21 protein-coding genes and 1 pseudogene are annotated in these 22232 nt (G+C 64.2%); 8 read left to right on the top strand and 14 right to left on the bottom strand.

The genetic code is table 11. The features are described from left to right. The 3 genes and pseudogenes from F3J10_RS17940 to F3J10_RS17930 form a co-directional block, all read right to left on the bottom strand. A pseudogene (locus F3J10_RS17940) lies at positions 1–126 on the bottom strand (5-dehydro-4-deoxyglucarate dehydratase); the annotation flags it as partial. 76 nt (positions 127–202) lie between these two features. Continuing rightward, on the bottom strand, positions 203–1552 hold the full coding sequence (gene gudD / locus F3J10_RS17935; RefSeq protein ID WP_025100215.1) for a glucarate dehydratase: 1350 nt from the start codon (positions 1550–1552) through the stop codon (positions 203–205). 106 nt (positions 1553–1658) lie between these two features. Beyond that, entirely contained in the window at positions 1659–2993 is a 1335-nt protein-coding gene (locus F3J10_RS17930) for an MFS transporter (protein ID WP_167242646.1), read from the bottom strand. A 508-nt stretch (positions 2994–3501) separates the two neighbouring features. Between F3J10_RS17930 and F3J10_RS17925 the strand changes: the two genes are divergently transcribed. Then, positions 3502–4212, top strand: a complete 711-nt coding sequence (locus tag F3J10_RS17925; protein WP_013688832.1) for a FadR/GntR family transcriptional regulator — start codon at positions 3502–3504, stop codon at positions 4210–4212. 95 nt (positions 4213–4307) lie between these two features. Here F3J10_RS17925 and F3J10_RS17920 read toward each other — a convergent pair whose 3' ends face one another. Both F3J10_RS17920 and F3J10_RS17915 read right to left on the bottom strand, forming a co-directional pair. Further along, the gene (locus F3J10_RS17920) at positions 4308–4985 is read right to left on the bottom strand and encodes an isoprenylcysteine carboxylmethyltransferase family protein (protein WP_047839721.1); all 678 of its coding nucleotides are present in this window, start codon (positions 4983–4985) and stop codon (positions 4308–4310) included. Positions 4986–5077: 92 nt separating this feature from the next. Continuing rightward, entirely contained in the window at positions 5078–5986 is a 909-nt protein-coding gene (locus tag F3J10_RS17915) for a LysR substrate-binding domain-containing protein (protein ID WP_025100218.1), read from the bottom strand. Between the two features lie 71 nt (positions 5987–6057). Here F3J10_RS17915 and F3J10_RS17910 point away from each other — a divergent pair, with 71 nt between their 5' ends. Continuing rightward, complete coding sequence (locus tag F3J10_RS17910; protein ID WP_025100219.1) at positions 6058–7227, top strand: tartrate dehydrogenase; 1170 nt, start codon at positions 6058–6060, stop codon at positions 7225–7227. Between the two features lie 549 nt (positions 7228–7776). Here the strand turns inward: F3J10_RS17910 and F3J10_RS17905 are convergent. Together F3J10_RS17905 and F3J10_RS17900 are read right to left on the bottom strand one after the other, a co-directional pair. Continuing rightward, complete coding sequence (locus tag F3J10_RS17905; RefSeq protein WP_025100220.1) at positions 7777–8256, bottom strand: nuclear transport factor 2 family protein; 480 nt, start codon at positions 8254–8256, stop codon at positions 7777–7779. Between the two features lie 132 nt (positions 8257–8388). Then, complete coding sequence (locus F3J10_RS17900) at positions 8389–9030, bottom strand: TetR/AcrR family transcriptional regulator (protein ID WP_042285908.1); 642 nt, start codon at positions 9028–9030, stop codon at positions 8389–8391. A gap of 82 nt (positions 9031–9112) precedes the next feature. On the opposite strand from F3J10_RS17900, the gene F3J10_RS17895 reads away from it, so the two are divergent. After that, on the top strand, positions 9113–9784 hold the full coding sequence (locus F3J10_RS17895) for a YceI family protein (RefSeq protein WP_167242645.1): 672 nt from the start codon (positions 9113–9115) through the stop codon (positions 9782–9784). A 115-nt stretch (positions 9785–9899) separates the two neighbouring features. Beyond that, a complete protein-coding gene (locus tag F3J10_RS17890) occupies positions 9900–10526 on the top strand; it encodes a GNAT family N-acetyltransferase (protein ID WP_167242644.1) in 627 nt (208 codons plus the stop codon). A 131-nt stretch (positions 10527–10657) separates the two neighbouring features. Here the strand turns inward: F3J10_RS17890 and tdh are convergent, their stop codons facing one another. After that, a complete protein-coding gene (gene tdh, locus F3J10_RS17885) occupies positions 10658–11686 on the bottom strand; it encodes an L-threonine 3-dehydrogenase (RefSeq protein WP_013688824.1) in 1029 nt (342 codons plus the stop codon). 12 nt (positions 11687–11698) lie between these two features. Next, positions 11699–12898: a glycine C-acetyltransferase gene (locus F3J10_RS17880; RefSeq protein WP_025100224.1), complete on the bottom strand. Its 1200-nt coding sequence runs from the start codon at positions 12896–12898 to the stop codon at positions 11699–11701. Positions 12899–13059: 161 nt separating this feature from the next. Between F3J10_RS17880 and F3J10_RS17875 the strand changes: the two genes are divergently transcribed. From F3J10_RS17875 to F3J10_RS17865, 3 genes are all read left to right on the top strand, one after another. Continuing rightward, the gene (locus F3J10_RS17875; RefSeq protein ID WP_013688822.1) at positions 13060–13674 is read left to right on the top strand and encodes an XRE family transcriptional regulator; all 615 of its coding nucleotides are present in this window, start codon (positions 13060–13062) and stop codon (positions 13672–13674) included. Between the two features lie 82 nt (positions 13675–13756). Continuing rightward, positions 13757–14143, top strand: coding sequence for a DUF2471 family protein (locus tag F3J10_RS17870; RefSeq protein WP_013688821.1), 387 nt, complete (start codon positions 13757–13759; stop codon positions 14141–14143). 153 nt (positions 14144–14296) lie between these two features. Further along, positions 14297–15340 carry a tyrosine-type recombinase/integrase gene (locus F3J10_RS17865; RefSeq protein ID WP_166913609.1) on the top strand — a complete coding sequence of 348 codons (1044 nt, stop codon included), beginning with the start codon at positions 14297–14299 and terminating at the stop codon, positions 15338–15340. Between the two features lie 59 nt (positions 15341–15399). On the opposite strand, the gene F3J10_RS17860 is transcribed toward F3J10_RS17865, so the two are convergent. Both F3J10_RS17860 and F3J10_RS17855 read right to left on the bottom strand, forming a co-directional pair. Further along, positions 15400–16608, bottom strand: coding sequence for a DNA-binding protein (locus F3J10_RS17860; protein WP_025100226.1), 1209 nt, complete (start codon positions 16606–16608; stop codon positions 15400–15402). A 1889-nt stretch (positions 16609–18497) separates the two neighbouring features. Further along, positions 18498–18764, bottom strand: coding sequence for a hypothetical protein (locus F3J10_RS17855; RefSeq protein WP_167242643.1), 267 nt, complete (start codon positions 18762–18764; stop codon positions 18498–18500). A 49-nt stretch (positions 18765–18813) separates the two neighbouring features. On the opposite strand from F3J10_RS17855, the gene F3J10_RS17850 reads away from it, so the two are divergent. Beyond that, a complete protein-coding gene (locus tag F3J10_RS17850) occupies positions 18814–20190 on the top strand; it encodes a replication initiation protein (RefSeq protein WP_166913607.1) in 1377 nt (458 codons plus the stop codon). Here the strand turns inward: F3J10_RS17850 and F3J10_RS17845 are convergent. From F3J10_RS17845 to parA, 3 genes are all read right to left on the bottom strand, one after another. After that, positions 20162–20368, bottom strand: coding sequence for a hypothetical protein (locus tag F3J10_RS17845; protein WP_166913606.1), 207 nt, complete (start codon positions 20366–20368; stop codon positions 20162–20164). The genes F3J10_RS17850 and F3J10_RS17845 overlap by 29 nt on opposite strands. Before the next feature lie 123 nt (positions 20369–20491). Next, positions 20492–21541, bottom strand: a complete 1050-nt coding sequence (locus tag F3J10_RS17840) for a ParB/RepB/Spo0J family partition protein (RefSeq protein ID WP_013688817.1) — start codon at positions 21539–21541, stop codon at positions 20492–20494. A 24-nt stretch (positions 21542–21565) separates the two neighbouring features. After that, on the bottom strand, positions 21566–22228 hold the full coding sequence (gene parA, locus F3J10_RS17835; protein ID WP_013688816.1) for a ParA family partition ATPase: 663 nt from the start codon (positions 22226–22228) through the stop codon (positions 21566–21568). Positions 22229–22232 lie beyond the last annotated feature (4 nt).

Genomic DNA, 22232 nt, shown 5'->3' with positions numbered 1-22232 from the left:
GGCGAGCCATTCGAGGCGCTCGACATAGGTGCTCGGGCGGAAGTTGCCCTCGGCGTCGAAGTCGGTGACGGGGAAGGACAGCAGGCCTTCCGAGATGATCTGCTTGAGTTCCTGAGGCGTGGTCATGTGCTTGCTTGGTTCGGTTCGTGAGGCGATCGAGCCGGCCCGGCCGATCGCGTTGAATGTCGTGTCGATGTCGAGTTCAGCGCACCAGGCAGGGGCGCTTGTTGTCGAACTTCCAGTTCGGGATCAGGTACTGCATCGCGACGCCGTCGTCGCGCGCGCCCAGGCCGTGCTGCTCGTACAGCGCGTTGGCGCGCTCGAGCGCATCCATGTCGACCTCGATGCCCAGGCCCGGCCTGGCCGGCACCTTCACCTTGCCGCCGACGATCTGCAGCGGATCGCGCGTCAGGAACTGGCCGTCCTGCCAGATCCAGTGCGTGTCGATCGCGGTGATCTTGCCCGGCGCGGCGGCCGCCACGTGCGTGAACATCGCCAGCGAGATATCGAAGTGATTGTTCGAGTGCGAGCCCCAGGTCAGGCCCCAGTCGTTGCACATCTGCGCGACGCGCACCGAGCCCTGCATGGTCCAGAAGTGCGGATCGGCCAGCGGGATGTCGACCGATTGCAGCTGGATCGCGTGGCCCATCTGGCGCCAGTCGGTGGCGATCATGTTGGTGGCCGTCGGCAGGCCCGTGGCGCGGCGGAATTCGGCCATCACCTCGCGGCCGGAATAACCGTTCTCGGCGCCGCAGGGATCTTCCGCGTAGGCCAGCACGCCGTGCATGTCGCGGCACAGGCGCACCGCCTCGGCGAGCGACCAGGCGCCGTTCGGGTCCAGCGTCACGCGCGCTTGCGGGAAGCGCTCGGCCAGCGCCTTGGCGGCCTCGATCTCCTCGTCGCCGGACAGCACGCCGCCCTTCAGCTTGAAGTCGTTGAAGCCGTAGCGCGCCTGCGCGGCCTCGGCCAGGCGCACCACCGCCTCCGGCGTCATCGCCTCCTCGGTGCGCAGGCGCTCCCAGTCGTCGCGGCCATCGGCGCCGCTGGCATAGGCCAGGTCGGTCTTGTTGCGGTCGCCGATGTAGAACAGGTAGCCGAGCATCTCGACCTCGTCGCGCTGCTGGCCTTCGCCGAGCAAGGCCGCCACCGGCACGTTCAGGTGCTGGCCGAGCAGGTCGAGCAGCGCCGCCTCCAGCGCCGTGACGGCGTGGATGGTGGTGCGCAGGTCGAAGGTCTGCAGGCCGCGGCCGCCGGCGTCGCGATCGGCGAAGGTCGAGCGCACGCGATTCAGCATCGCCTGCAGGTTGCCGATCGACTGGCCGACCACGATCCCGCGCGCATCGTCGATGGTCTTGCGGATCGCCTCGCCGCCCGGCACTTCGCCCACGCCGGTATGGCCGCTGCTGTCGCGCAGGATCACGACGTTGCGCGTGAAGAACGGGCCGTGCGCGCCGCTCAGGTTCATCAGCATGCTGTCGCGGCCGGCGACCGGCACGACGCGCAGCTCGGTCACGACAGGGGTGGCGTTTGCCTGGATGGAATTCGAGGACATGGAGCGTTACCTGAAAAAGGCGCCGAATCCGGCGCTGGAGAAAGCTTGCAAAATCCGGCGGCACCTCGTGGGCGCCGCCGCCTCATTCATGCGCGATGCGCGTGCTTCAATGCGGGTTGCTGCTCGACAGCGTACCGCCGTCGGGCGTGGTGCCGGCGGGCCGGCTGCGCGCCAGGAAGCCCGCCGCGGCCGCGATCAGCGAGGCCGCCGCCAGGCCATACAGGCCGCCCTTGATCGAGCCCGTGTGCTGCTGCAGGTAGCCGAAGGCGGCCGGCGCGAAGAAGCCGCCGAGATTGCCGAGCGAGTTGATCAGCGCGATCACGCCCGCCGCGACCCGCGCATCCAGATAAGCTTGCGGGATCGGCCAGAACAGCGACGAAGCCGCCTTGAAGCCGATCGCCGCGAAGCAGATCGCGACGAAGGACATCAGCGCGTTGCTGGTGGTCGACGCGAACAGCCCGCAGGCCGCGATCACCAGCGCGGTGGCCATCCAGGCACGCTGATGACGCCAGCGCGCCGAGGCCATCGCGAAGCCGTACATCGCGACCATCGCGATCAGCCAGGGAATCGCATTGAGCAGCCCGACCTGGAAATCGCTCAGCCCGCCGATCTTGCGGATGATGGTCGGCAGCCAGAAGGTGGCCGCGTAGATCGTCAGCTGGATCGCGAAATACAGGAAGCAGAACAACAGGATCTGCGGATCGCGCAGCAGCTTCATGGTCGGCACATGCGCATTGCCGCGCGCATCGCGCTCGGCCTGCTCGGCCGCGATGGTCGAGTGCAGCGCCTGCTTTTCCGCGCTGCTCAGCCAGGGCGCGTCGTCGATGCGCGACTTCAGCATCATCCAGCTCACGCCGCACAACAGGATCGAGAAGCCGCCCTCGATCAGGAACATCCACTGCCAGCCCTTCAGGCCCAGGCCGCTGATCGACAGCAGGCTGCCCGTGATCGGCCCCGACAGCACCGAGGCGAACGCCGAGCCGCCCAGGAAGATCGCCACCGCCTTGCCGCGCGACGCTTGCGGCAGCCACTGCGTGAAGTAGAACACCACGCCGGGGAAGAAACCCGCCTCGGCCACGCCGAGCAGGAAGCGCAGCACGTAGAACGACTGCTCGTTCCAGACGAAGGCCATGGCCGCCGCGACCACGCCCCAGGTGCCCATGATCCGCGTCAGCCAGGCACGCGCGCCGAACTTCTGCATCAGCACGTTCGAGGGCACCTCGAACAGCGCGTAGCCGACGAAGAACAGCCCGCTGCCGAAGCCGTAGGTGGCCGCGCCGATGCCGAGGTCGGCATGCATGTGCGAATTGACGAAACCGATGTTCACGCGATCGATGTAGTTCGCGATGAACATCACCAGGAACAACGGCATCACATGCCGCATCACCTTGGCGACCGCCGAATCGAGCGGGTTCGCTGCCGTGCCGAGAGCTGCTGTCAACGATGTCTCCTGTATCGGCCGCGGGCGGCCTGGACGAGCCTCACGTAGCACCCGTCGATCGCTCTGCACGATTTTGCGTGATACGTTGTCTGACAACATTGTAGTCGGACAACCTGTTTGTCGATTAGCCGCGTTTACCCTGGGTCCTCCATATTCAATATTGAAGCTCGAGACATGCCACTTTCACGAGTTCGACAAGTCTTGCGAGATGGTCATGCTAGGACGTCAGACAACAGAGATTTTACGTGGAAATCGATGCCCTTGTCCGACAACGAGTCATTGCGTCGTCTGATGATTTCCGGCTGCCTCGAACCGGGATCTGGCGAACGCCGAACACCCGTGATCGCTCCGTGATTTCCCGATATCTCTCGCCAAATCGGTCTCGAACCGCTTGTCCGCTCCAGGTTTGCGGCTATGATGCCGGGATTCGGGACATCGGATGACCTCGACAAGAGGTCATGACCCGCCCCAATTTTCCAGAACCGTTTTCCTCGCCCCGCAAGCACTCATGAGCAGCCTGTCCGAGAAGGTCGTCGCGTCCCTGTCCGAAGAAATCCGTCGCGGTGCCCTGCGGCCCGGCGACCGGCTGCCGACCGAGGTCGCGATGATGAAGCAGCTCTCGGTGAGCCGCTCGGTGATCCGCGAGGCAATCTCGCGCCTGCAGGCCGCGCGCATCGTGGAGACGCGTCATGGCGTCGGCACCTTCGTGCTGGCGCCGCACAACGACGCGACCATGCAGTTGCCGACCGCCGACCTGTCGAACATGCTCGATGCGATGGCCGTGCTCGAATTCCGCATGGATGTGGAGGCGGCGTCGGCGGCGCTGGCCGCCAAGCGGCGCACCGAGCAGAACCTGCGGCTGATGCAGGTCGCGCTCGAACGCTTCGAGGCCGAGCTCCAGCGCGGCAGCACCGACACGCTCGCGCACGACATCGAGTTCCATCTGCAGATCGCGCAGGCCAGCGGCAACCGCTACTTCGTCGACGTGCTGAGCCAGCTCGGCCGTTCGGTCAGCCCGCGCACGCGCCTGGGCAGCGCCGAGCTGGCCGAGCTCGACCAGATCGACGTGCTGCGCCAGGTGCTCGACGAGCACCGCTGGATCTATCGCGCGATCGAGCGACAGGAGCCCGACGACGCGCGCGCCGCGATGCGCGTGCACCTGAGCAAGAGCCGCGAGCGCCTGCAGCACGCGCACGACACGAGCCATTCGCAAGGCTGAAGACACAGGCGCGCAGCCTGTTTTCCCTGCTCCCGAAAACTCTCACCTTTAACCGCCTTGCATCGATTTGCGTGCGCGCGCAACGGTGAGCCGACTCACCATATTCCCGGCACGAGTCGCCGGCGCACTGTGCGGCAGTAGTCGGAATAGCCCGCCAGACGGGCTTCCAGGTATTTTTCCTCGTCGAGCAGACGCACCACGATCGCTGCGGTGAGGACCACGGCACAGCCCAGCGCACTCCAGGACTGCAAGGCCAGCGGGCTCCCGAAAAACATCACCATTGCGGCCGAGTACATGGGATGGCGCACATAGGCGTAGGGCCCGGTCGAGATCACGGTCTGGTTCTCGGCCAGCGTGATCGTGCTCGCGGCGAAGGTATTCGCGCGCAGCACCGCGAAGCAAATCGCGAAGCCGAGCACCAGCAGCGCGTTGCCCGCCAGCACCATCGCCAGGTCGAAGCGAGGCTGCGTGAAGCGCCATTCCAGGCCGGCGCCGATCACCAGCGCCGCGCTGCCGAGGCCGGCCACGGCCAGCACGGCTTTCTGCAGCGGCGAGGTTTCGGCACGCACGCCGACATGCATGCGCCGCTCGATCAAGGCCGGATCGCGCCGCGTGAACCAGGCTGCCGTGGCCGAGGTGCAGAGCGAGAACACGGCCCAGTAGAGCCAGCCCTGCCAGTAGCGTGGTGAGTCGGACGACACCACGAACATCACCGCGAGCGCGATGACGAACTGCATCTGCGCGATCGCGACGCGCCGGGCCAAGGGGCTCATGATGTGTCTCCTCCGGTGAGGTTTCGTGGTTTTGTCGGATCACCTGCCGTATTGCAATCGAATCGACCATCCTGGCGCGACACGGCGGCCGATCACGCCGCTGCGCGCCATTGCGCGAACGCCTCCGCCAGGAAGTCGACGCACACGCGCACCTTCGCCGACGCGGCCAGCCGCGCCGGATAGACCGCCCACACATTGGCCGGCTGCGTGACGTCGGGCAGCACGCGCTTGAGCGCACCGCTGTCGAGCAGCGGCCCGGCTTCCCAGATCGAACGCAGCACGATGCCCTTGCCGGCCAGCGCCCATTGCACGGCCACCTCGCCGTGATTGGTCGAGAGCGCGCCGCCGACCTTTACCGAACTCGTCTCGCCGCGCTGCGTCAGGCGCCACACGCCGAACGGGTGATCGCGCTCCTTGATCGCCAGGCACTGGTGCGAACCGAGGTCGGCGATCTGGCGCGGCGCGCCGTGTCGTTCGAGATACGCGGGAGAGGCACACAGCACACGATAGTTGGTCGCGAGCCGTTTCGCGATCAGATGCTCGGCGATTTCATCGCCGATCCGCACGTCCAGGTCGAAACCCTCGCCGGCCACGTCCACCAGCCGGTCGAACAGATCGAGCCGCACATTGATCTGCGGAAAGCGTTCGCTGAAATCGAGCAGCGCCGGCGCGAGCACGTGACGGCCGAAGCCGAAGCTGCTCGAGATGCGCAGTGTGCCGCGCGGCACCGTGCGCGTGGTGGAGACGTCCTCCACCAGGTGATCGACGTCGTCGAGGATCTTCTCGGCCCAGGCCAACACGCGCTCGCCGGAATCGGTGACGGCCACGCGCCGCGTCGAGCGATGCAGCAGCCGCGTGCCGAGCTGGCCCTCGAGCAGGGCGACGCGCTTGCTGACATAGGCCGGCGAGACGCCGAGCTGCTCGGCCGCCGCGCTGAAGCTGGCCACCCGCACGACGATGCTGAATACGCGCAGGTCGTCGAGATTCGGCGCTTTATTCACGATGTGTGGAAAGTCGTTTAACCGGATTCCGATTCTAATCCTGGACGGAATCAATAGAATGCTCGGAAGCGATGCAGGACCGAGCCGATCGGTCCGCACTTTCGAAGCCCGGCGCCGCCGGGCAACCCAGGCACGAGAACGAGGAGGCGCTGGCGATGAGCGAGAAGGTCTACAGGATTGCGGTGATTCCCGGCGACGGCATCGGCCGCGAGGTGATGCCCGAAGGGATGCGGGCGCTCGATGCGGTCACGCGCCGCTTCGGCATCCGTTTCGAGGCGACCCATATCGACTGGGCCAGCTGCGATTATTACGCGCAGCATGGCCAGATGATGCCCGACGACTGGAAGGCCCAGCTCGCCGGCATGGATGCGCTGCTGTTCGGCGCGGTGGGCTGGCCCGACACGGTGCCCGACCACATCTCGCTGTGGGGCTCGCTGCTGAAGTTCCGTCGCGAATTCGACCAGTACGTCAACCTGCGCCCGGCGCGCCTGTTCGAGGGCGTGCCGAGCCCGCTCGCCAACCGCAAGGCAGGCGATATCGACTTCATGATCGTGCGCGAGAACACCGAGGGCGAATACTCGTCGGTGGGCGGCGCGATGTTCGAGGGCACCGAGCGCGAGTTCGTGGTCCAGCAGGCGGTGTTCACGCGCACCGGCACCGAGCGCGTGATGAAGTTCGCGTTCGACCTGGCCCAGAGCCGCGCCAAGGAGCTGACGGTGGCCACCAAGAGCAACGGCATCGCGATCAGCATGCCGTGGTGGGATGCGCGCGCGGCCGAGATCGCGCAGCAGTATCCCGAGGTGAAATGGGACAAGCAGCACATCGACATCCTCTGCGCGCGCTTCGTGCTGAATCCCGATCGCTTCGACGTGGTGGTCGCCTCCAACCTGTTCGGCGACATCCTGTCGGATCTCGGCCCGGCCTGCACCGGCACGATCGGCATCGCGCCCTCGGCGAACCTGAACCCGGATCGCAAGTTCCCCTCGCTGTTCGAGCCCGTGCACGGTTCGGCACCCGACATCGCCGGGCGCTACATCGCCAATCCGATCGCGATGATCTGGTCGGCGGCGATGATGGTGGACTTCCTCGGTCACGGCACCGGCGTCGAGCGCGAGGCGCACGACGCGATCCTCGCCGCGATCGAGCACGTGCTCAAGCATGGGCCGCGCACCGGCGATCTCGGCGGCAAGGCGAGCACGCAGGAAGTGGGCGAAGCGGTGGTCGCGCAACTGCTCGCCTGAGAGGCCTGCGTCCTGTCCTTCCGCTCGTGAAGGTTCATCGGTGACCAACGGTGCGCGCTACCGCGCACCGTTCATCGAATCCCGAAAAGCCTCACCTTATCGGCGGGGCCCCTCCCGAATTTCCTCACCTCAAGCGCATCCCGCACAGTCGATTTCACCCTGCATGCACGCAAGGTGATGCGGGACGGCCTCGCCTTGCGCACCTGTGAAGCCATGCGGATGTTGGTCGTTAGTTGCGCTGAGGGTATCGATACAGGGCGTGCCGCCTGGCTGTGAAGCCATTGCCGCGAAATTAACGACATCGTGGGCGCGCTCGATGGTGAGCCGCTGCATGTATCGAATTGGCACCGTTCATCGATACGTGTGCTGTGATCGGTGATGAACCACGCCCTCACGCAGCGCACCGAAGCGGAATCGCGCGAAGCGAACTCCGCACGACAAGGTGAGCGACATCGTCATCTCTCTCGAACCGTGCGCGATATCGCGAGCACCATGCAAGACGGGGCCATCCGGCTCGTCGCCGAATGGCCCCGCATGTTTCACATCAGCTTACAGACCGAGATCCGACAGGCTCGCGTGATCGTCGGGACGACGACCGAGCGGCCAGTGGAACAGGCGATCCTGCTCGCGGATCGGCAGGTCGTTGATGCTCGCGTGGCGACGCGCCATCAGGCCGTTCTCGTCGAACTCCCAATTCTCGTTGCCGTAGGAGCGGAACCAGTTGCCGGCATCGTCATGCCATTCGTAGGCGAAGCGCACGGCGATACGGTTGCCGTCGAAGGCCCACAGTTCCTTGATCAGGCGATAGTCGAGCTCGCGCGCCCACTTGCGCGTCAGCAGGCCGACGATCTCCTCGCGACCGGTGACGAACTCGGCGCGGTTGCGCCACTTGCTGTCGCGCGTGTACGCGAGCGACACGCGTTGCGGATCGCGCGTATTCCAGCCGTCCTCGGCGGCACGCACCTTCTGGATGGCGGTCTCGCGCGTGAACGGCGGGAGCGGCGGACGGATTTCGCTGACTTCGGACATGGTGTTTCTCCTGGCTGCGTAGGTCGTTGGGAACTGCAAGTTTCTCAGGACTGCAAACAAGCCTTCGCGCACTCGCGTGAAGGCGATCATCTCGTCGCGCCGCATGCAAACCGTGCGGCGCCTGGGTGTTGCTCAGTCGGCGCGGGCCTCGAAGGCTGCCAGCAGTACCTCGCCGGCCGAGCGCGCATCGCGCGATGCCGAGGCATCGCCGCTGACCAGCGCCACGCCGATCGCGCCGTCGATCAGCACCAGCCACTGACGCGACAGGCGCGCCGCGTTCCTGCGATCGATGCCGTCGGCATCGGCCAAGGCATCGCACTCCTCGCGCACGAAGGCCAGCAGCCGCTCCTTGTGATAACGCGCCACGCCGCGGATCGGATCATGCACGTCGCCGATCTCGCCCGCCGCGTTGAGGAAGGCGCAGCCGTGAAAATCGGGCCGCTCGAACCATTCGCGCAAGACATCGAACATCGCCAGCAGCCGGGCACGAGGCGTCTTGCCCCGCTCGCGCGTGCCGTCGATGAACCAGGCCATCCAGCGATCGTCGCGCCGCGCCAAGGCTGCCGTTACCAAGGCTTCCTTCGATTCGAAGTGCGTATAAAAGCTCTTGCGCGCGGCACCCGAGCGCTTGACGATCGCGTCGACGCCGGTGGCATGAATACCGCCCGCATAAACGAGTTCCTCCGCGGCCTCGAGCAGGCGCAAGCGCGCATTGCCCGCCGCCGGCTCGGGTTCTTGAGGAACTGCTGAGTTTCTTCGCTTGCTCTCGTTCATGGCGCATAAGGTAGAACGATCATTCTCCTTTGTCAAGCGAGCTTGCCTGCGCTATCGTGCCCGGACACAACAGGAGACGGTCATGGCTTGGCAATCCGGCGCGCGATGGCGCGCCCTCATCGGCGGCCTGGGGCTCGCGCTGGCAACCGCCTGCACGCCCGTGGCGGTCGTCACGCATCACGTCTCGACGGCCACCGAGAAGGTGCCGGTCGGGCGCTACACGCTCGATCCGCATCACTGGAGCGTCTCGTTCGACGTCTCGCACTTCGGCTACTCGCGCTTCACGATGCGCTTCGACAAGGCCAGCGCGGTGCTGGACTGGCGCGCCGGCGGCCCGGCCATGAGCCAGGTCAGCGCGACCATCGACGCGTCCAGCCTCGACACCAACGTGCCGATTCTCGATCGCATGGTGACCGGCAGCGACGCGCTCGACGCCGCGCGCTATCCCTCGATCCGCTTCGACAGCACCGGCTGGACGCCGACCGGCGAGAACACCGGCAAGCTGGCCGGCAACCTGACGATCCGCGGCACCACCAAGCCGATCACGCTGGCGGTCACCTTCAACGGCTACGGCCGCAACCCGCTCACCAAGCAGCCGACCGTCGGCTTCTCGGCCAGCGGCAGCTTCAGCCGCGCGGCCTTCGACATCCCGACCTGGTACCCGGCTGTCGGCGACGACGTGCGGGTGCGGATCGAGGCCGAGTTCGAAATGCCGCCAGCCGGTGGCGACGGCGCGGCAAACCCCGCCCAGTAAGCCTCGGCGCCGGCGCGGCGAGCCCGCGCCGGCCGGCGTTTACGACATTTTTTCTTGATCGTCGCCAGCGGCCGTTCCTACACTTCGGACAACCGAATCAGGTTCAGGAAACGCCATGTCGACACCTCGTCTCGCCCCCGTTCCGAACACCGCCTATGTGCCGAAGCCGTACGATCGCATCGTGCTACGGCCGTTCGATCCGGCGCGCGACGATTACGAGACGCTGACGGTCCTGCTGCATCGCGCCTTCGGCCGGCTCGGCGCGATGGGACTGAACTGTCCGTGCGTCGACCAGCCCGCCTCGGCGACGCGCCAGCGCGCGCTGGCCGGCACCTGCTTCGTCGCGACCTGCCATGGCCATGTGATTGCGACCATGACGCTGCACGAGCGCGACCAGGCCGGCACGAACCATCTCTATCGCTGCCGCGACGTCGCCAGCTTGCGGCAGTTCGGCGTCGATCCGATCTGGCAAAGCCGCGGCGTGGGCCGCGCGCTGGTCGCGTTCGCGGTGCGCTGGGCCGCCTCGCGCGCTTATGCCCGGCTCGCGCTCGACACGCCCTATCCCGCCACGCACCTGCTGGCCTTCTACCGCAGCCTCGGCTTCGAGATCGCCGACGTGGTCCGCTTCGCCGGCCGCGCCTACGACAGCGCGATCCTGTGCCGCTCGACCGCCCAGCCGGTCAGCCTGCCCGAGACGGGACCGCGCATCGTCACGCTGTCGTCCTGCAGCCGCCGCGGCTGAGGTGGGCTTCTCGCCTTCGATATGGATTACTGAATAAAAGCGCTTCGCGGCCGCCCATGAAAAATGCCGGCGCCGGCGCTGTCGCGCCAGACACCGGCATCGCTTGATGCAGGCCTTGCGTGATACCCGACTCAGACGGTCCAGTCGAGAATCACCTTGCCGCTCTCGCCGGAGAGCATCGCCGCGAACGCCGCTTCATAGTCGTCGACGGCATAACGATGGGTGAGGATCGGCGAGAGGTCGAGCCCGCTTTGCAGCATCGCCACCATCTTGTACCAGGTCTCGAACATCTCGCGGCCATAGATGCCCTTGATCTCGAGCCCCTTGAAGATCACCTGGTTCCAGTCGATCGCCGTCTGCGCCGGCGGAATGCCGAGCAGCGCGACCTTGCCGCCGTGGTTCATCGCATCGAGCAGGCTGGTGAACGCGCTCGGCACGCCCGACATCTCCAGGCCGACGTCGAAGCCTTCGGTCATGTGCAGTTCGTGCATCACATCGCGCAGCGATTCGCGCGCAACGTTCACGGCACGCGTCGCGCCCATCTTGCGCGCGAGGCCGAGCCGGTAATCGTTGACGTCGGTGATCACCACGTTGCGTGCGCCCACATGTTTCGCGATCGCCACGGCCATGATGCCGATCGGCCCGGCACCCGTGATCAGCACGTCCTCGCCGACCAGGTTGAAGGACAGCGCCGTGTGCGTGGCATTGCCGAACGGATCGAAGATCGCGGCCAGGTCGTCGGAGATCTCGGGCGGGATCTTGAAGGCGTTGAAGGCCGGGATCGCCAGGTACTCGGCGAAGGCCCCCTCGCGATTCACGCCGACGCCGACGGTATTGCGGCACAGATGCCGCCGCCCCGCCCGGCAATTGCGGCAGAACCCGCAGGTGATGTGGCCTTCGCCGGATACGCGGTCGCCGATCGCGAAGCCGCGCACTTCCTGTCCCATCTCGACGATCTCGCCGACGTATTCGTGGCCGACATGCATCGGCACCGGAATCGTCTTCTGCGCCCAGTCGTCCCACTTCCAGATATGGATGTCGGTGCCGCAGATCGCCGTGCGGCGAATCTTGATCAGCACGTCGTTATGCCCGACCTCGGGCCGCTTCACGTCGGTCATCCGCAGGCCGGGGCCGCGTTCGAGTTTCGCCAGCGCTTTCATCTCCGCTTCTCCTCAGATCACGCCCAGCGACTTGCCGACCCGCACGAAGGCGTCGACGGCACGATCGATCTGCTCGGGCGTGTGGGCCGCGCTCATCTGCGTGCGAATCCGCGCACGGCCGCGCGGCACCACCGGGAACGAGAAGCCGATCACGTAGACGCCTTCGGCCAGCAGCGCATCGGCCATCCTGGTCGCGACCTGCGCATCGCCGAGCATCACCGGGATGATCGGATGCTCGCCCGGCACCAAGGTGAAGCCGGCCTCGCTCATGCGGCGGCGGAAATGCGCGCCGTTCTCGCGCACGCGGCGGCGCAGGCGCGCGCCCTCGTCGCTGGCGAGCAGTTCGAGCACGGCCAGCGAGGCCTCGGCGATGCTCGGCGCGAGCGTGTTCGAGAACAGGTAGGGACGCGAACGCTGGCGCAGCAGCTCGACGATCTCCTTGCGGGCCGACACATAACCGCCCGATGCACCGCCCAGCGCCTTGCCGAGCGTGCCGGTGACGATGTCGACCCGATCGGCCACGCCGCAATGCTCGGGCGTGCCATGGCCATGTTCGCCGATGAAGCCGACCGCGTGCGAATCGTCGACCATCACCAGCGCGCCGTAACGGTCGGCCAGGTCGCAGACGCCTTTCAGGTCGGCGATGATGCCGTCCATCGAGAACACGCCGTCGGTCGCGATCAGCTTGAAGCGCGCGCCGGCCGCGTCGGCCTCGCGCAGCTTCGCCTCGAGATCCTGCATGTCGTTGTTCTTGTAGCGGAAGCGCTTGGCCTTGGACAGGCGCACGCCGTCGATGATGCTGGCGTGGTTCAGTTCATCGCTGATGATCGCGTCCTCTTCGCCGAGCAGCGTCTCGAACAGGCCGCCGTTCGCGTCGAAGCAGCTCGAATAGAGGATAGTGTCGTCGGTGCCGAGGAAGCGCGACAGCGCCGCCTCGAGCTGCTTGTGCACCGTCTGCGTGCCGCAGATGAAACGCACCGAGGCCATCCCGAAGCCGTCGCGCTCGAGGCCCGCCGCCGCGGCCGCCACCAGGCGCCGATCGTTGGCCAGGCCGAGATAGTTGTTCGCGCAGAAATTCAGCACGCCGGCGCCGTCGGCCAGCTTCACGTCCGCGGCCTGGGGGCTCGCGATCTCGCGCTCGGTCTTGTAGAAACCGTCGGCGCGGATCTGGTCGAGGGTTCCGCGCACATGGGCGAGGAAGGCATCACGCATCTGTCTGCTCCTGAGTGGGCTGGGGGCGCGCGGGCGGCCCGCTCGTGGCGGCGGCCGCGCGGCCTGCTACTGTTATAGTCGCCCGTTGGGTTTATCGTATTTTTCCTGTATTTCGAACTCAAGTTCGAGATATCGAACGACTCTAAGCGAACCGATATCAAATGGCAAGTTCTTCCGGCACGCGCCGCGCCGCGGCTTCCGCCTCGCCGCCGGCGGGCGATGCGAGCATCCCGCCGCGCGTCGGCGAGACCATCCAGCGGCTGCGCAACGAACGCAAGCTCACGCTCGACGACCTGTCGCGCGCGGCCGGCGTGTCGAAATCGATGCTTTCGGAAATCGAGCGCGACAAGGCCAACCCGACCATCGCGGTGGCCTGGCGCCTGACCAATGCGCTCGGCATCAGCCTCGACGAGCTGTTCGCGCAGCCGAAATCGCCGGAGACGATCCGGGTCGACGGCCTGCACGACATCCCGACGCTGTCCGGCCATGACAATCAATATCAGTTGCGCGTCTGGGGCCCGATCGAACTGGCCGGCCGCTTCGAATGGTATGAACTGACCCTGCCGGCCAATGGCGCGCTGGTGTCGAATGCCCACGAGCCCGGCACGCGCGAGCACCTGACCGTGCTGGCCGGTTCGATCGAGATCGAGGCCGGCAGCAGTTCGCGGCGCTTGAAGACGGGCGAGACCGCGCGCTACGCGGCCGATGCGCCGCACGCGATCCGCAATCTCGGCCGCGGCGAGGCCAAGGCGCTGCTGATCGTGATCCATCGCTGAAATCCCGCGTCCGGCCTGTCGTATCCGGCAGTTGCGCAATTCACTGTATATTTGTACAGTGTTGGCTCACGAGGAGCCCGCTATGACCGAACAGGACCTGGCCGCGCTCAGCTTCAAGGCTGCGGCGCAAGACATGGAGATGATCGTCCGCCACATTGCCGCCCGCTACATCCGTCAGCGGGTACCGCTGACGTGGCGGCTGCTGCAGGCGATCGAGGCCGAGGCGATGGCCGATCTCGGCTTCGCCGCCCGGCACGATCCCTTCATCCGCAGCCTGTTCGAAAGGCCCGCGGATTTCGAATTCCCCGAAACCGACGATCCAATCGACGTCGCGCAGTCCAATGCGCTGCCGGCGGTGCTGTCATATGCCGTCTCGGCCTATGAGGCCGCCTCGCGGCAGCCGAAGCTCGGTCCCGCCGAGCCGGTGCCGAGTTCGCGTCCGCGGCGCGTGCGCATCTGGGGCGGCTGAAGCGTCCCGGCACCATTGCCCACCGCGTTCTGCGCCGCTTCCGTCTCGCCAGACGCGAAGCGCCGGAGCGGCAGGCGACCAGCCATCCATGGATGGCTGGCAATTCCTGGCTCGGTGCACTACGCTCATTGAGCAACTAACGGATTTATAGACATGTCTCTTCCAAGTCCCTCGACTGCCGGGACGCTGGTAGCCACCGAACCCGATCTGTTCGACGGCACCGAGGCGGACTGGGTCGCCCAACCGGACGCGTCGTTCGACGCGTGGCTCGCGACGCAAGACTTTCGCCGTTCGTCGGCCGACGTCTATCGCGCGCAATGGGGCGCGTTCCTGACCTGGCTCGGCGAACGGCAACAGACGCTGGCCACGGTCGACACCCAATTGATCGCCAATTTCGTCGGCGAGCTGCCGATCAAGAAAACGCAACGAGTCCGTTATTTGCGGCTCATCGAGCGGGTGCTCGACCATGTACGTCGCAATGAATTCGGCTCGACCAACCCGGCCCGCTTCATTGCTCAGGATGGCGAAGCATTATGGCGCCGGGCACGCGACAACGAACCCACCAGCTTCCTCTCGCCGTCCGAACGCGCGGCCCTGCTCGCCTATCTGTTCTCGCCGCTGCCGGCGGGCGGCATGTCGCATTGGAAGGAACGGCGCGATCGCGCGCTGGTGGCGGCCTTTCTTGGCGGCGGATTGAAAACGGGGGAAGCGCGCACGCTGACGATTAGTTGCGTAAAACCCGGTGAGCCCGCGGTGCGCCTGCCCTCCACGCATCCGGCCTTCGAGCGCGAAACGCATCTCGCCTCGTTCGCGATCGCGCTATTCGACGCCTGGCTCGCCGAACGGCGGCGCTGCGATATTCCTGGCGACCTGGTCTTTCCTTCCTCGCTGACCGGCCGGCCGATGCACAAGGCCACCATGCTGCGCGCGGTCGATGCCATTGTCGAAGCCGCCAACATCGCCAACTCGAGAACCGAACGTGCCAGCCCACAAACGCTGCGCAACACTTTTGCGGCCGAACTGTTCGAAAACGGCGTCGCGCCCGAGCGCGTTGGCCATTGGCTCGGCTTCATGCAGCCGGTTTCGGCAAATCGCTTGCACCGAGCCTGGCGGACTTGGCGCGACAATCTCGAAAAAACCGCAATTGGTAGCCAGGAAGCGGATGCGAACTCGGCCGAAAGCCCGCGTCTGGTCTGATTCCGTGAGCGATCAGCTCCTGAATGCCCTCACCGTTCGGCTCCCGATTTTCCTCACCTTTACCACAGCGAGCCGCTTGAGCTGCCAATTCGGTTGAACTGTGTGACCGCCTCGAAGCGTGAGGCACAATGGCCGGAAGCATGTTCGCATTCCGGGCACAGCAATTCGAAACCTTCCTCGTCGTGCGACAGTTCCGGTTCGCCCTCCTCGCACTTCGGGCAGCGCGGCGGCAAATTCACATGCGCATCGATCGACGATCCGATCGCCTCGAAAGCCGCCGCGTCGAGCAGCCCGGCATCGGCCAGGCGTCGCAGCAACACGGCAATTCCGGATGGGACGCCCTGTGCCTGACGCAATGTCTCGATTTCCCGCGTCGCGGCCGTCAACTCGTCGCCCTGTTCGCGCAGTTGCTCGTCGAGTCGGTCGGCGCGCGCCTTGGCGGCGCTAAGTTGTTGTAAGAACTCGAATTCTTTTCGGTTCACGTCGCGCAGACCCGCTTGATAAGTGCCGGCCATGCTGCGCAGCGAATCGAGCTCTACCAGCATTGGCTTCACACGGCGCTCGGCTTCGGCCACCGCGTCCTTGATCTGCTGGGCGTAATGTTCCGTGTTCTGACGCGATTCGACGTGCAAGGCGTCGATTCTTTCTCTTAGCGACGCATTCTGCTGCTGTTCTCCTTCCAAACGCTTGTTCAACAGCTCGTTTTCGTTTTCGAGCCGCTGAGTCAGCACCTGCAGGGAATCCTGGTGCGCCGCGCCGTGCGTCGACGCGGTTGCCAAGCGGATTTCCGCTTCGGTGAGCTTCGCCTGCAATTGCTCCGCACGGTTCTCGCTACGCGCAAGAGCGAGCTCGAGCGTTTCGTGGCGAACCTGCGCCTCGCGAACCCGCTGGGCTGCCGCGGCAATTTCGTCGCTGGCTTCTTGCCGCTCGGCTTCCAGCCCGATTCGCGCTTCCTTCTGTGCTTCCTCATATAGCGAGCCCAGCAGTTCACCAGCCTTGTCTTCCAGGGATTTCGGCAAATTGCCGCCGTCGAGCCTTACCTTCGAGGCGGAGCGAATCCGCTCCCAGAAGAAATCGATGTCCTTGGGGATATCGCCGGCGCTACCGGTTTGGGTCAGGTCGCGCACATTGGCTGCGGAGGGCCGAATGCCCAGGTCGAAAAACAGGCGTTTGCAGGCGTGAAGCGAAAGATCCTGCCGGCGTGCGCCGCCTGTGCGCATCGCATCGAGTTCGGCACGGATCGTCTGGCGGATGTCGTCGAGAGTCATCGGAACGAGAGTATCGGTCAATACGTAGCAATCATAATGGAATACGTATTTTTTGATACGTGTTTGATGGAAACACCACAGCTTCTTGCCGTCTGTGCTGTTGAGGTCTTCCACAGTCGCTGCTGGCTGCCCCTCTCTCCAAAATTCCGTGAAACAAAGCGAAGAATCTCAGCTAAATCATTGTTTTTGTAGACTAAACATCTGCTTCTCAAATATCTGGGGATGTTTCACACAGAAGGAGGGTGGAGAGAAGCGATGTTTCAGGGAGCTCACGGGTGCTCGTAGAGAGTAATAGAAGTAAACACCCTTGAAACCCTTGTTAAAAACGTTAACGCCACCGCACAGCCTTACTGGGTAAGGGATTCCGGCCGACAAGGTGAAGCTTTACGGGAATCATGGTGATCTTTTGCGGGACATGAAGTGATGGGGTTCGGGGGCGAGCGTGAGGCCTTGCAGGAGAGATCGTGAGCGGATTCAGGAGCACAGCGTTCCCGGCCCTGTGCGAAAGGTGAAGCTTTTCGGGAGGGAGATCGACGTCGACACCGCATGGTGCCTGAATCGCGTCGTTTTGGGCGGGAATCCCTAAGGTGAGGCTTTGCAGGGGGGCCGTTTGGCCCCGAATCTTCCAGGGATTTGCCTATTTGATAGGCATAGGTGAGGTTTCTCGGGATTCGGGGCGGGATTGACGTGAGCTTTTACGGGAAAAAAGTACCGTTTTGGGGCGTTTGACGGCGATCACAGGCTTGAGGTGAGGTTTTTCAGGAGCCTTTGCCTGCAATTTCAGCGCCAGCCACGCTTGAGGTGAGAATTTTCGGGATTGACGGAAAGGTGGCCAAAAAAGCTTTGAGGTGAGGCTTTTCAGGACCTCGACACAGTCGAAAAAATGGCAAAGGTGAGGTTTTTCGGGAGCAGTGGGTGTCCACTTACCCGTAAACCCCCGACAAGACTGGAACTTTTGCCGTGCTTTTCGTGATCGTTTTCACGAGAGGTGAGGTTTTTCAGGAGTGTATTGAGCTCCGAAGGAATCTCCTGATTCGGGTTGAGGTGAGATCTTCCGGGAACTTGGGGGAATCGGCGCTGCATTGCACGATTCTGGGTAAGTGTATGAAATTAATGAATATTTTCCGGTGTTCAAGTCCTTGGGTGAGATTTTTCGGGAGCCTCGGATGAGGTTGAGGTGACGCATGTTTTGGGGAAAGGTGAGGCTTTTCGGGATCGAGCAGGCTGTGAGGCCCCGTATGCCGGTGCTTTTCGTTAGATGTCGTGCATCACCGGTTCGCGACGAAAGGTGAGGTTTTTCGGGGGCTCATGTGCGGATGCGGTAAAACGACGGGTTTGGCGGGCCTCGAGGAGCTGTGGACAACCCTTTTGAAGGTATCGATATGGATCGATGGCGAGCCGGTGAGGTGAATGAATACGGCTCGGATGCGATATCGGAGCCCCCAGAGACGCCGGTGGCTCCCGGAGCCTCTGACAGCCGCTGGGAGGGCTTCCTGGGGCGATTCCGAGGCGGGAACGCTCCGGAGCTTGCTGGAGCCCACCCACGGGGTCGTATCGCGCTGATTGCTCCTGGCCTGGCTCGAACGGTGCCGACGGGCTGTGTGCATTGTTGCGCCGTCGTAGTCCGCCCCACAGGGTGAGGCGACAGGACGCCGGGCATGAACCGATGTGCACCGAGGGCATCCCTGGGCAGCTTGACGCACAGGGGCGGTGAGTGCTTGTCGGAAGCTGTGCGCACCGTGTTGGCCTGCCTGGCAGGGTGACGCCGTCAGAGGGCAGTGCTTCACCCTGGCCGGGGGCTCGCTGCTTCGCCGAGGTCGGCGAGCCTCAGGACGATTGACACAGCATTTCGGTGCTGGCAGGCCATTTCCCCTTGTTTTTCGGGGTTTTCATGCTGTGAAACCGGTGATGGTCTGTGCAGATTTTCCGGCCCTTGTCCACGGGAAAATTTTTAAGGTGAGGTGATACGGGAGGGCTCTCGACGCCTCGATATCGGTGCGGCTATCATGCGCGGCCGTGTCACCCGCGACGACAAAGCGGGCGCCGGCATCACAGGTTTTGCCATCGGTGAGCTTTTGCGGGATCGTCCTGGGGTGAGGCGCTGCGAATCGCGGTGCATCACCGCCTACGGTGAGGGGCCGCTTGTAGACGCCCATCACCGCAGTCGCTATCCTTGCGGGAAACTTTCCTTGTCCGATCCGACGCATGGTTACGAAGCGCGCCAAGAAAACCGATGTGGATGTGGTGAATGCCAGCTCCGCCGAACTACGCAAGGCGGTCGAGGCGATCGCCATCCAGCCGAAGAGCGGCAAGATCACGCTGCTGACGCGCAAGCTCTTCAACGTGTTGCTGGCCGTCGCGCAGCAGGCCGACGATTCCGGCGATACCTACCGGGCGCTGCTGTCCGACATCGTCGCGAACTCGGCTTTCGATTCGAACGACACGGCGCTCGTGAAGGAGCACCTGCGACGCATGGTGTCTGTCCAGGTCGAATGGAGCACCGGCACCTCGAGCCAGAAGCCCGGCCGCAAGTGGGGGATCTCGACGCTGATCGCCGATGCGGAAATTCTCGAGGATCCGACCACCCGCCGCGTCTGGGTCGAATTCTCGTTCGCGCCGAAGATCAAGAAGAAGCTGCTCGACCCCGTCCAGTACGCGCGCCTGAGCCTGCAGTTCCAGAGCCAGTTGCGCAGCAGCGCCGGCCTGGCCTTGTACGAGATCTGCGTGCGCTACCTGACCAACCCGAGCCACCTGACGATGCGCGAGCCCTGGGAATGGTGGCGGCCGATCCTGTCGGGCACCCCCGACACTGAAGCCGGCGACGAGGCCAAGCGCGAATACAAATACTTCAAGCGCGATTACCTGCGCCCGGCAATCGCCGAGGTGAATGCGGTCACGAATATCTTTGTCGAGCTGATCGAGCATCGCGAAGGCCGGCGCGTGGCCGAGATCCAGTTTCGCGTTTCCGAGCGCAAGCAGCCGATGCTGGCGCTCGACGAACATCCGAACGTATTCGACAGCACGCTGGTCGACCGCATGGTCAAGCTCGGCATTCCCTTGAAGGAAGCGCAGACGCTTTATGCGGACAGCGAGGAAAACCGGATTCGCGCGGCACTCCAGATGACCGAGCAGCGTATGCGCAGCACCACCCTGCCGCCGGTACGCAGTGCCGGGGCGCTGTTCAAGGATGCGCTGAAGAAGGGTTATGCCCCGCCGGTCGACCCGGATGCGCTGCCGGGCGCAACGACCGCGGGCAAGCTGGCGTCGGTGGCATCCGCAGCGGGTTCGCTCGACGATCCGAAGGCGCGGCTGCGCGGCGAATACGACGCCTACCGCCGCAAGGAAGCAAAATCGCTCTACGAGGAACAGGGCCAGGCCGAGCGGGATTTGGCACGGCAATCGTTCGAGACCGATGTGCTGCCGGCTCTTGGTTCGCATCTGCGCGATGACTGGCGCCGGCGCGGACTCGATTCGAAGCTGGTCGAGACGGCATTCTTCGATTGGCTCGCGCTGAAGACCTGGGGCGAACCGACCGACGGTGATCTGCTGGCGTTCACGCTGAATCAGTCACGAGCAGCTTGAGATACTGAAAATCCAGATCGATCGCGACGCGGTCGAGAATCGGGAAAGGCCGAGTCCTGTTTGAACGGGGCTCGGCCTTTTTGCTTTTCGGGTGCTTGGCTTGAGCGTGCACCGTGTCGTTGGCGATATTCCGGCGGCGAGCTCCCGCGCGTGCTTCTTTTTCCTGGTCGTGAATCACGCCGGCTTCGACAAAGGCTCCATCAATAAAAACACCCCGGAAGCGGGACTTCCGGGGTGTCTATGTCGTGCATTCCGAATCCAGCGAGAGGCGTGGTTCTCTCGCCAAGCCTGGCTGGAGCGCTCAGCTGAGCAGCATCTTTTCGAGTTGTTGCAGGATCTCGTCGCGCTTTTCTCGCGACAGGCCGCGCAGGCGGAGCTCGAGGCGGTCGTCACCATAGGACTTCAGGTCGCCGACCGTCGAACCATTCATCTTGATCTCATGGCGCTGGGCATAACGCTGCCGCCCTGCCGGCTTGGCATTTTCTTGCGCGCTCGCCCTGCCCTTCACGATGTCGGCTACCTGTCGCGTGCTGAGGTCGTCGGACAGGATCTTGTTGATCAGGCGCAGCGTGGCGTCGGTACCGCGAGCCGAGTGATAACGGCCGACCTGGTAGGCCATGTTCGAGCCGAAGCGATCGGTACGCGTGACCATTTCCTGCATCACGGCCTCGGGCAGTTTGCCGATCGACAAGGCCACGGCGATCGTCGATTCGTCGATGCCCAGATGCTCGGCCAGCTCCTTCTGGCTCTGGAAGAACTTGTCCTCCAGGAAGCGGCGCCAGACCACCGCGTTGTCGAACACGGTTTGCGAATCGCGCTGGACGTTCAGGTCGTAACCGAGCTTGTAGCTCTCGATGCCGATCGGAATGTCGATCACGATGGCCTTCACCGAATCCTTGTTCGCCTCCTTCAGCGCGCGGACGCGCCGGCCGCCGTCGCTGACGAAGAAGGTGCCGGGGTGCTCGTAGTCGGGGATCACGTGGATCGCCTGCTGCTGCCCTTGTTTCGCGAGATTGACGGCGAGTTCGGCGATCGACGACTTCAGATAGAAATGCCGCGGATTGAACGGGCTCGCTTTGATCGTCTTCAGCGGCAGTTCGATGATCTGGCCGGGCTGGTAGCGATGCTCGACGCGCCACGCGTGATATTGCGGCGATTCATTGGTCGGCTCCGCCGGCGGCGTCTCGACGATCGTGACCGGGATGTCTTTCTTCGACGATTTCGTTGGTGCCGGCGTTTCCGACTTCACGATCCCGTCGATCGCATTGAGCCGATCGAGCGCCGTTCGCTTTTCGCTGGTGGTGGTATCGGGGCGCGCCTGGAAGCCTTTGGCAAATTGGGAGGGTTTCATTCAAGGTCCTTTATGCGCATAAAGTCAGGGCAGCATGCCGGCGATTTCGTCGGCGCATGCACGGATTTCCGCGGCGGCAAGGCGCGCGCCACGATCGTTCATCTGCAGGACAGTTTGCCCCAGCGCCATCGCCTGCTTATAGGCCTCGCGCGTCGGGATCTGCGTCTTCAGCAGAGGGAAGCCCAATTCTTCGATGGCACGCTTCAGCTCCCGCGTCAGCATGCGTTTCTCTTCAGTCTTGTTCAGCAGGAACACCGCGCGCAGGTCTTCGTTCATGACCTGGGCTTGCTGGATCAGTTTCACGAGGCCGACGCTCGACCAGTAATCGGCCGGTGACGACGAGGTGGGAATGACGGCGACGGTGGCAGCCAGCAGCACGACGCCGGAAACCTTCTCGGTGATCGACGGCGGGCAGTCGACCACGATGACGTCGTAGTCGTTGATGAACTTCTTGATCTCGCGATGGATTTGTCCGCCGGCTTCGGCGAGATTGACGACAGGAAACGGGATGCCGTTGTCGCTGTCACCTGACGCGCTTGACCAATGGATGAGCGTGTTTTGGCCATCTGCGTCGACGACGAGGACGCGCTTCCCTTTTTCATGGAATGCCGCGCCGAGGTGCATGGAGATGGTGCTCTTACCGACACCGCCCTTCTGTTGAGTGACCGCAATGATTTCGGCTGCCAATTTG

Source organism: Burkholderia sp. Cy-637, assembly GCF_011753175.1.
Lineage (GTDB): Bacteria > Pseudomonadota > Gammaproteobacteria > Burkholderiales > Burkholderiaceae > Burkholderia > Burkholderia gladioli.
This window is presented reverse-complemented; position numbering and strand designations above follow the sequence as displayed.

Excerpts from the sequence above, each read along its gene's own strand:
- gudD (WP_025100215.1), bottom strand. The coding sequence starts at position 1,552 with ATGTCCTCGAATTCCATCCAGGCAAACGCCACCCCTGTCGTGACCGAG.
- F3J10_RS17925 (WP_013688832.1), top strand. The coding sequence starts at position 3,502 with ATGAGCAGCCTGTCCGAGAAGGTCGTCGCGTCCCTGTCCGAAGAAATC.
- F3J10_RS17920 (WP_047839721.1), bottom strand. The coding sequence starts at position 4,985 with ATGAGCCCCTTGGCCCGGCGCGTCGCGATCGCGCAGATGCAGTTCGTC.
- F3J10_RS17910 (WP_025100219.1), top strand. The coding sequence starts at position 6,058 with ATGCAGGACCGAGCCGATCGGTCCGCACTTTCGAAGCCCGGCGCCGCC.
- F3J10_RS17905 (WP_025100220.1), bottom strand. The coding sequence starts at position 8,256 with ATGTCCGAAGTCAGCGAAATCCGTCCGCCGCTCCCGCCGTTCACGCGC.
- F3J10_RS17900 (WP_042285908.1), bottom strand. The coding sequence starts at position 9,030 with ATGAACGAGAGCAAGCGAAGAAACTCAGCAGTTCCTCAAGAACCCGAG.
- F3J10_RS17895 (WP_167242645.1), top strand. The coding sequence starts at position 9,113 with ATGGCTTGGCAATCCGGCGCGCGATGGCGCGCCCTCATCGGCGGCCTG.
- F3J10_RS17890 (WP_167242644.1), top strand. The coding sequence starts at position 9,900 with ATGTCGACACCTCGTCTCGCCCCCGTTCCGAACACCGCCTATGTGCCG.
- tdh (WP_013688824.1), bottom strand. The coding sequence starts at position 11,686 with ATGAAAGCGCTGGCGAAACTCGAACGCGGCCCCGGCCTGCGGATGACC.
- F3J10_RS17880 (WP_025100224.1), bottom strand. The coding sequence starts at position 12,898 with ATGCGTGATGCCTTCCTCGCCCATGTGCGCGGAACCCTCGACCAGATC.
- F3J10_RS17875 (WP_013688822.1), top strand. The coding sequence starts at position 13,060 with ATGGCAAGTTCTTCCGGCACGCGCCGCGCCGCGGCTTCCGCCTCGCCG.
- F3J10_RS17870 (WP_013688821.1), top strand. The coding sequence starts at position 13,757 with ATGACCGAACAGGACCTGGCCGCGCTCAGCTTCAAGGCTGCGGCGCAA.
- F3J10_RS17865 (WP_166913609.1), top strand. The coding sequence starts at position 14,297 with ATGTCTCTTCCAAGTCCCTCGACTGCCGGGACGCTGGTAGCCACCGAA.
- F3J10_RS17860 (WP_025100226.1), bottom strand. The coding sequence starts at position 16,608 with ATGACTCTCGACGACATCCGCCAGACGATCCGTGCCGAACTCGATGCG.
- F3J10_RS17855 (WP_167242643.1), bottom strand. The coding sequence starts at position 18,764 with ATGGGCGTCTACAAGCGGCCCCTCACCGTAGGCGGTGATGCACCGCGA.
- F3J10_RS17850 (WP_166913607.1), top strand. The coding sequence starts at position 18,814 with ATGGTTACGAAGCGCGCCAAGAAAACCGATGTGGATGTGGTGAATGCC.
- F3J10_RS17840 (WP_013688817.1), bottom strand. The coding sequence starts at position 21,541 with ATGAAACCCTCCCAATTTGCCAAAGGCTTCCAGGCGCGCCCCGATACC.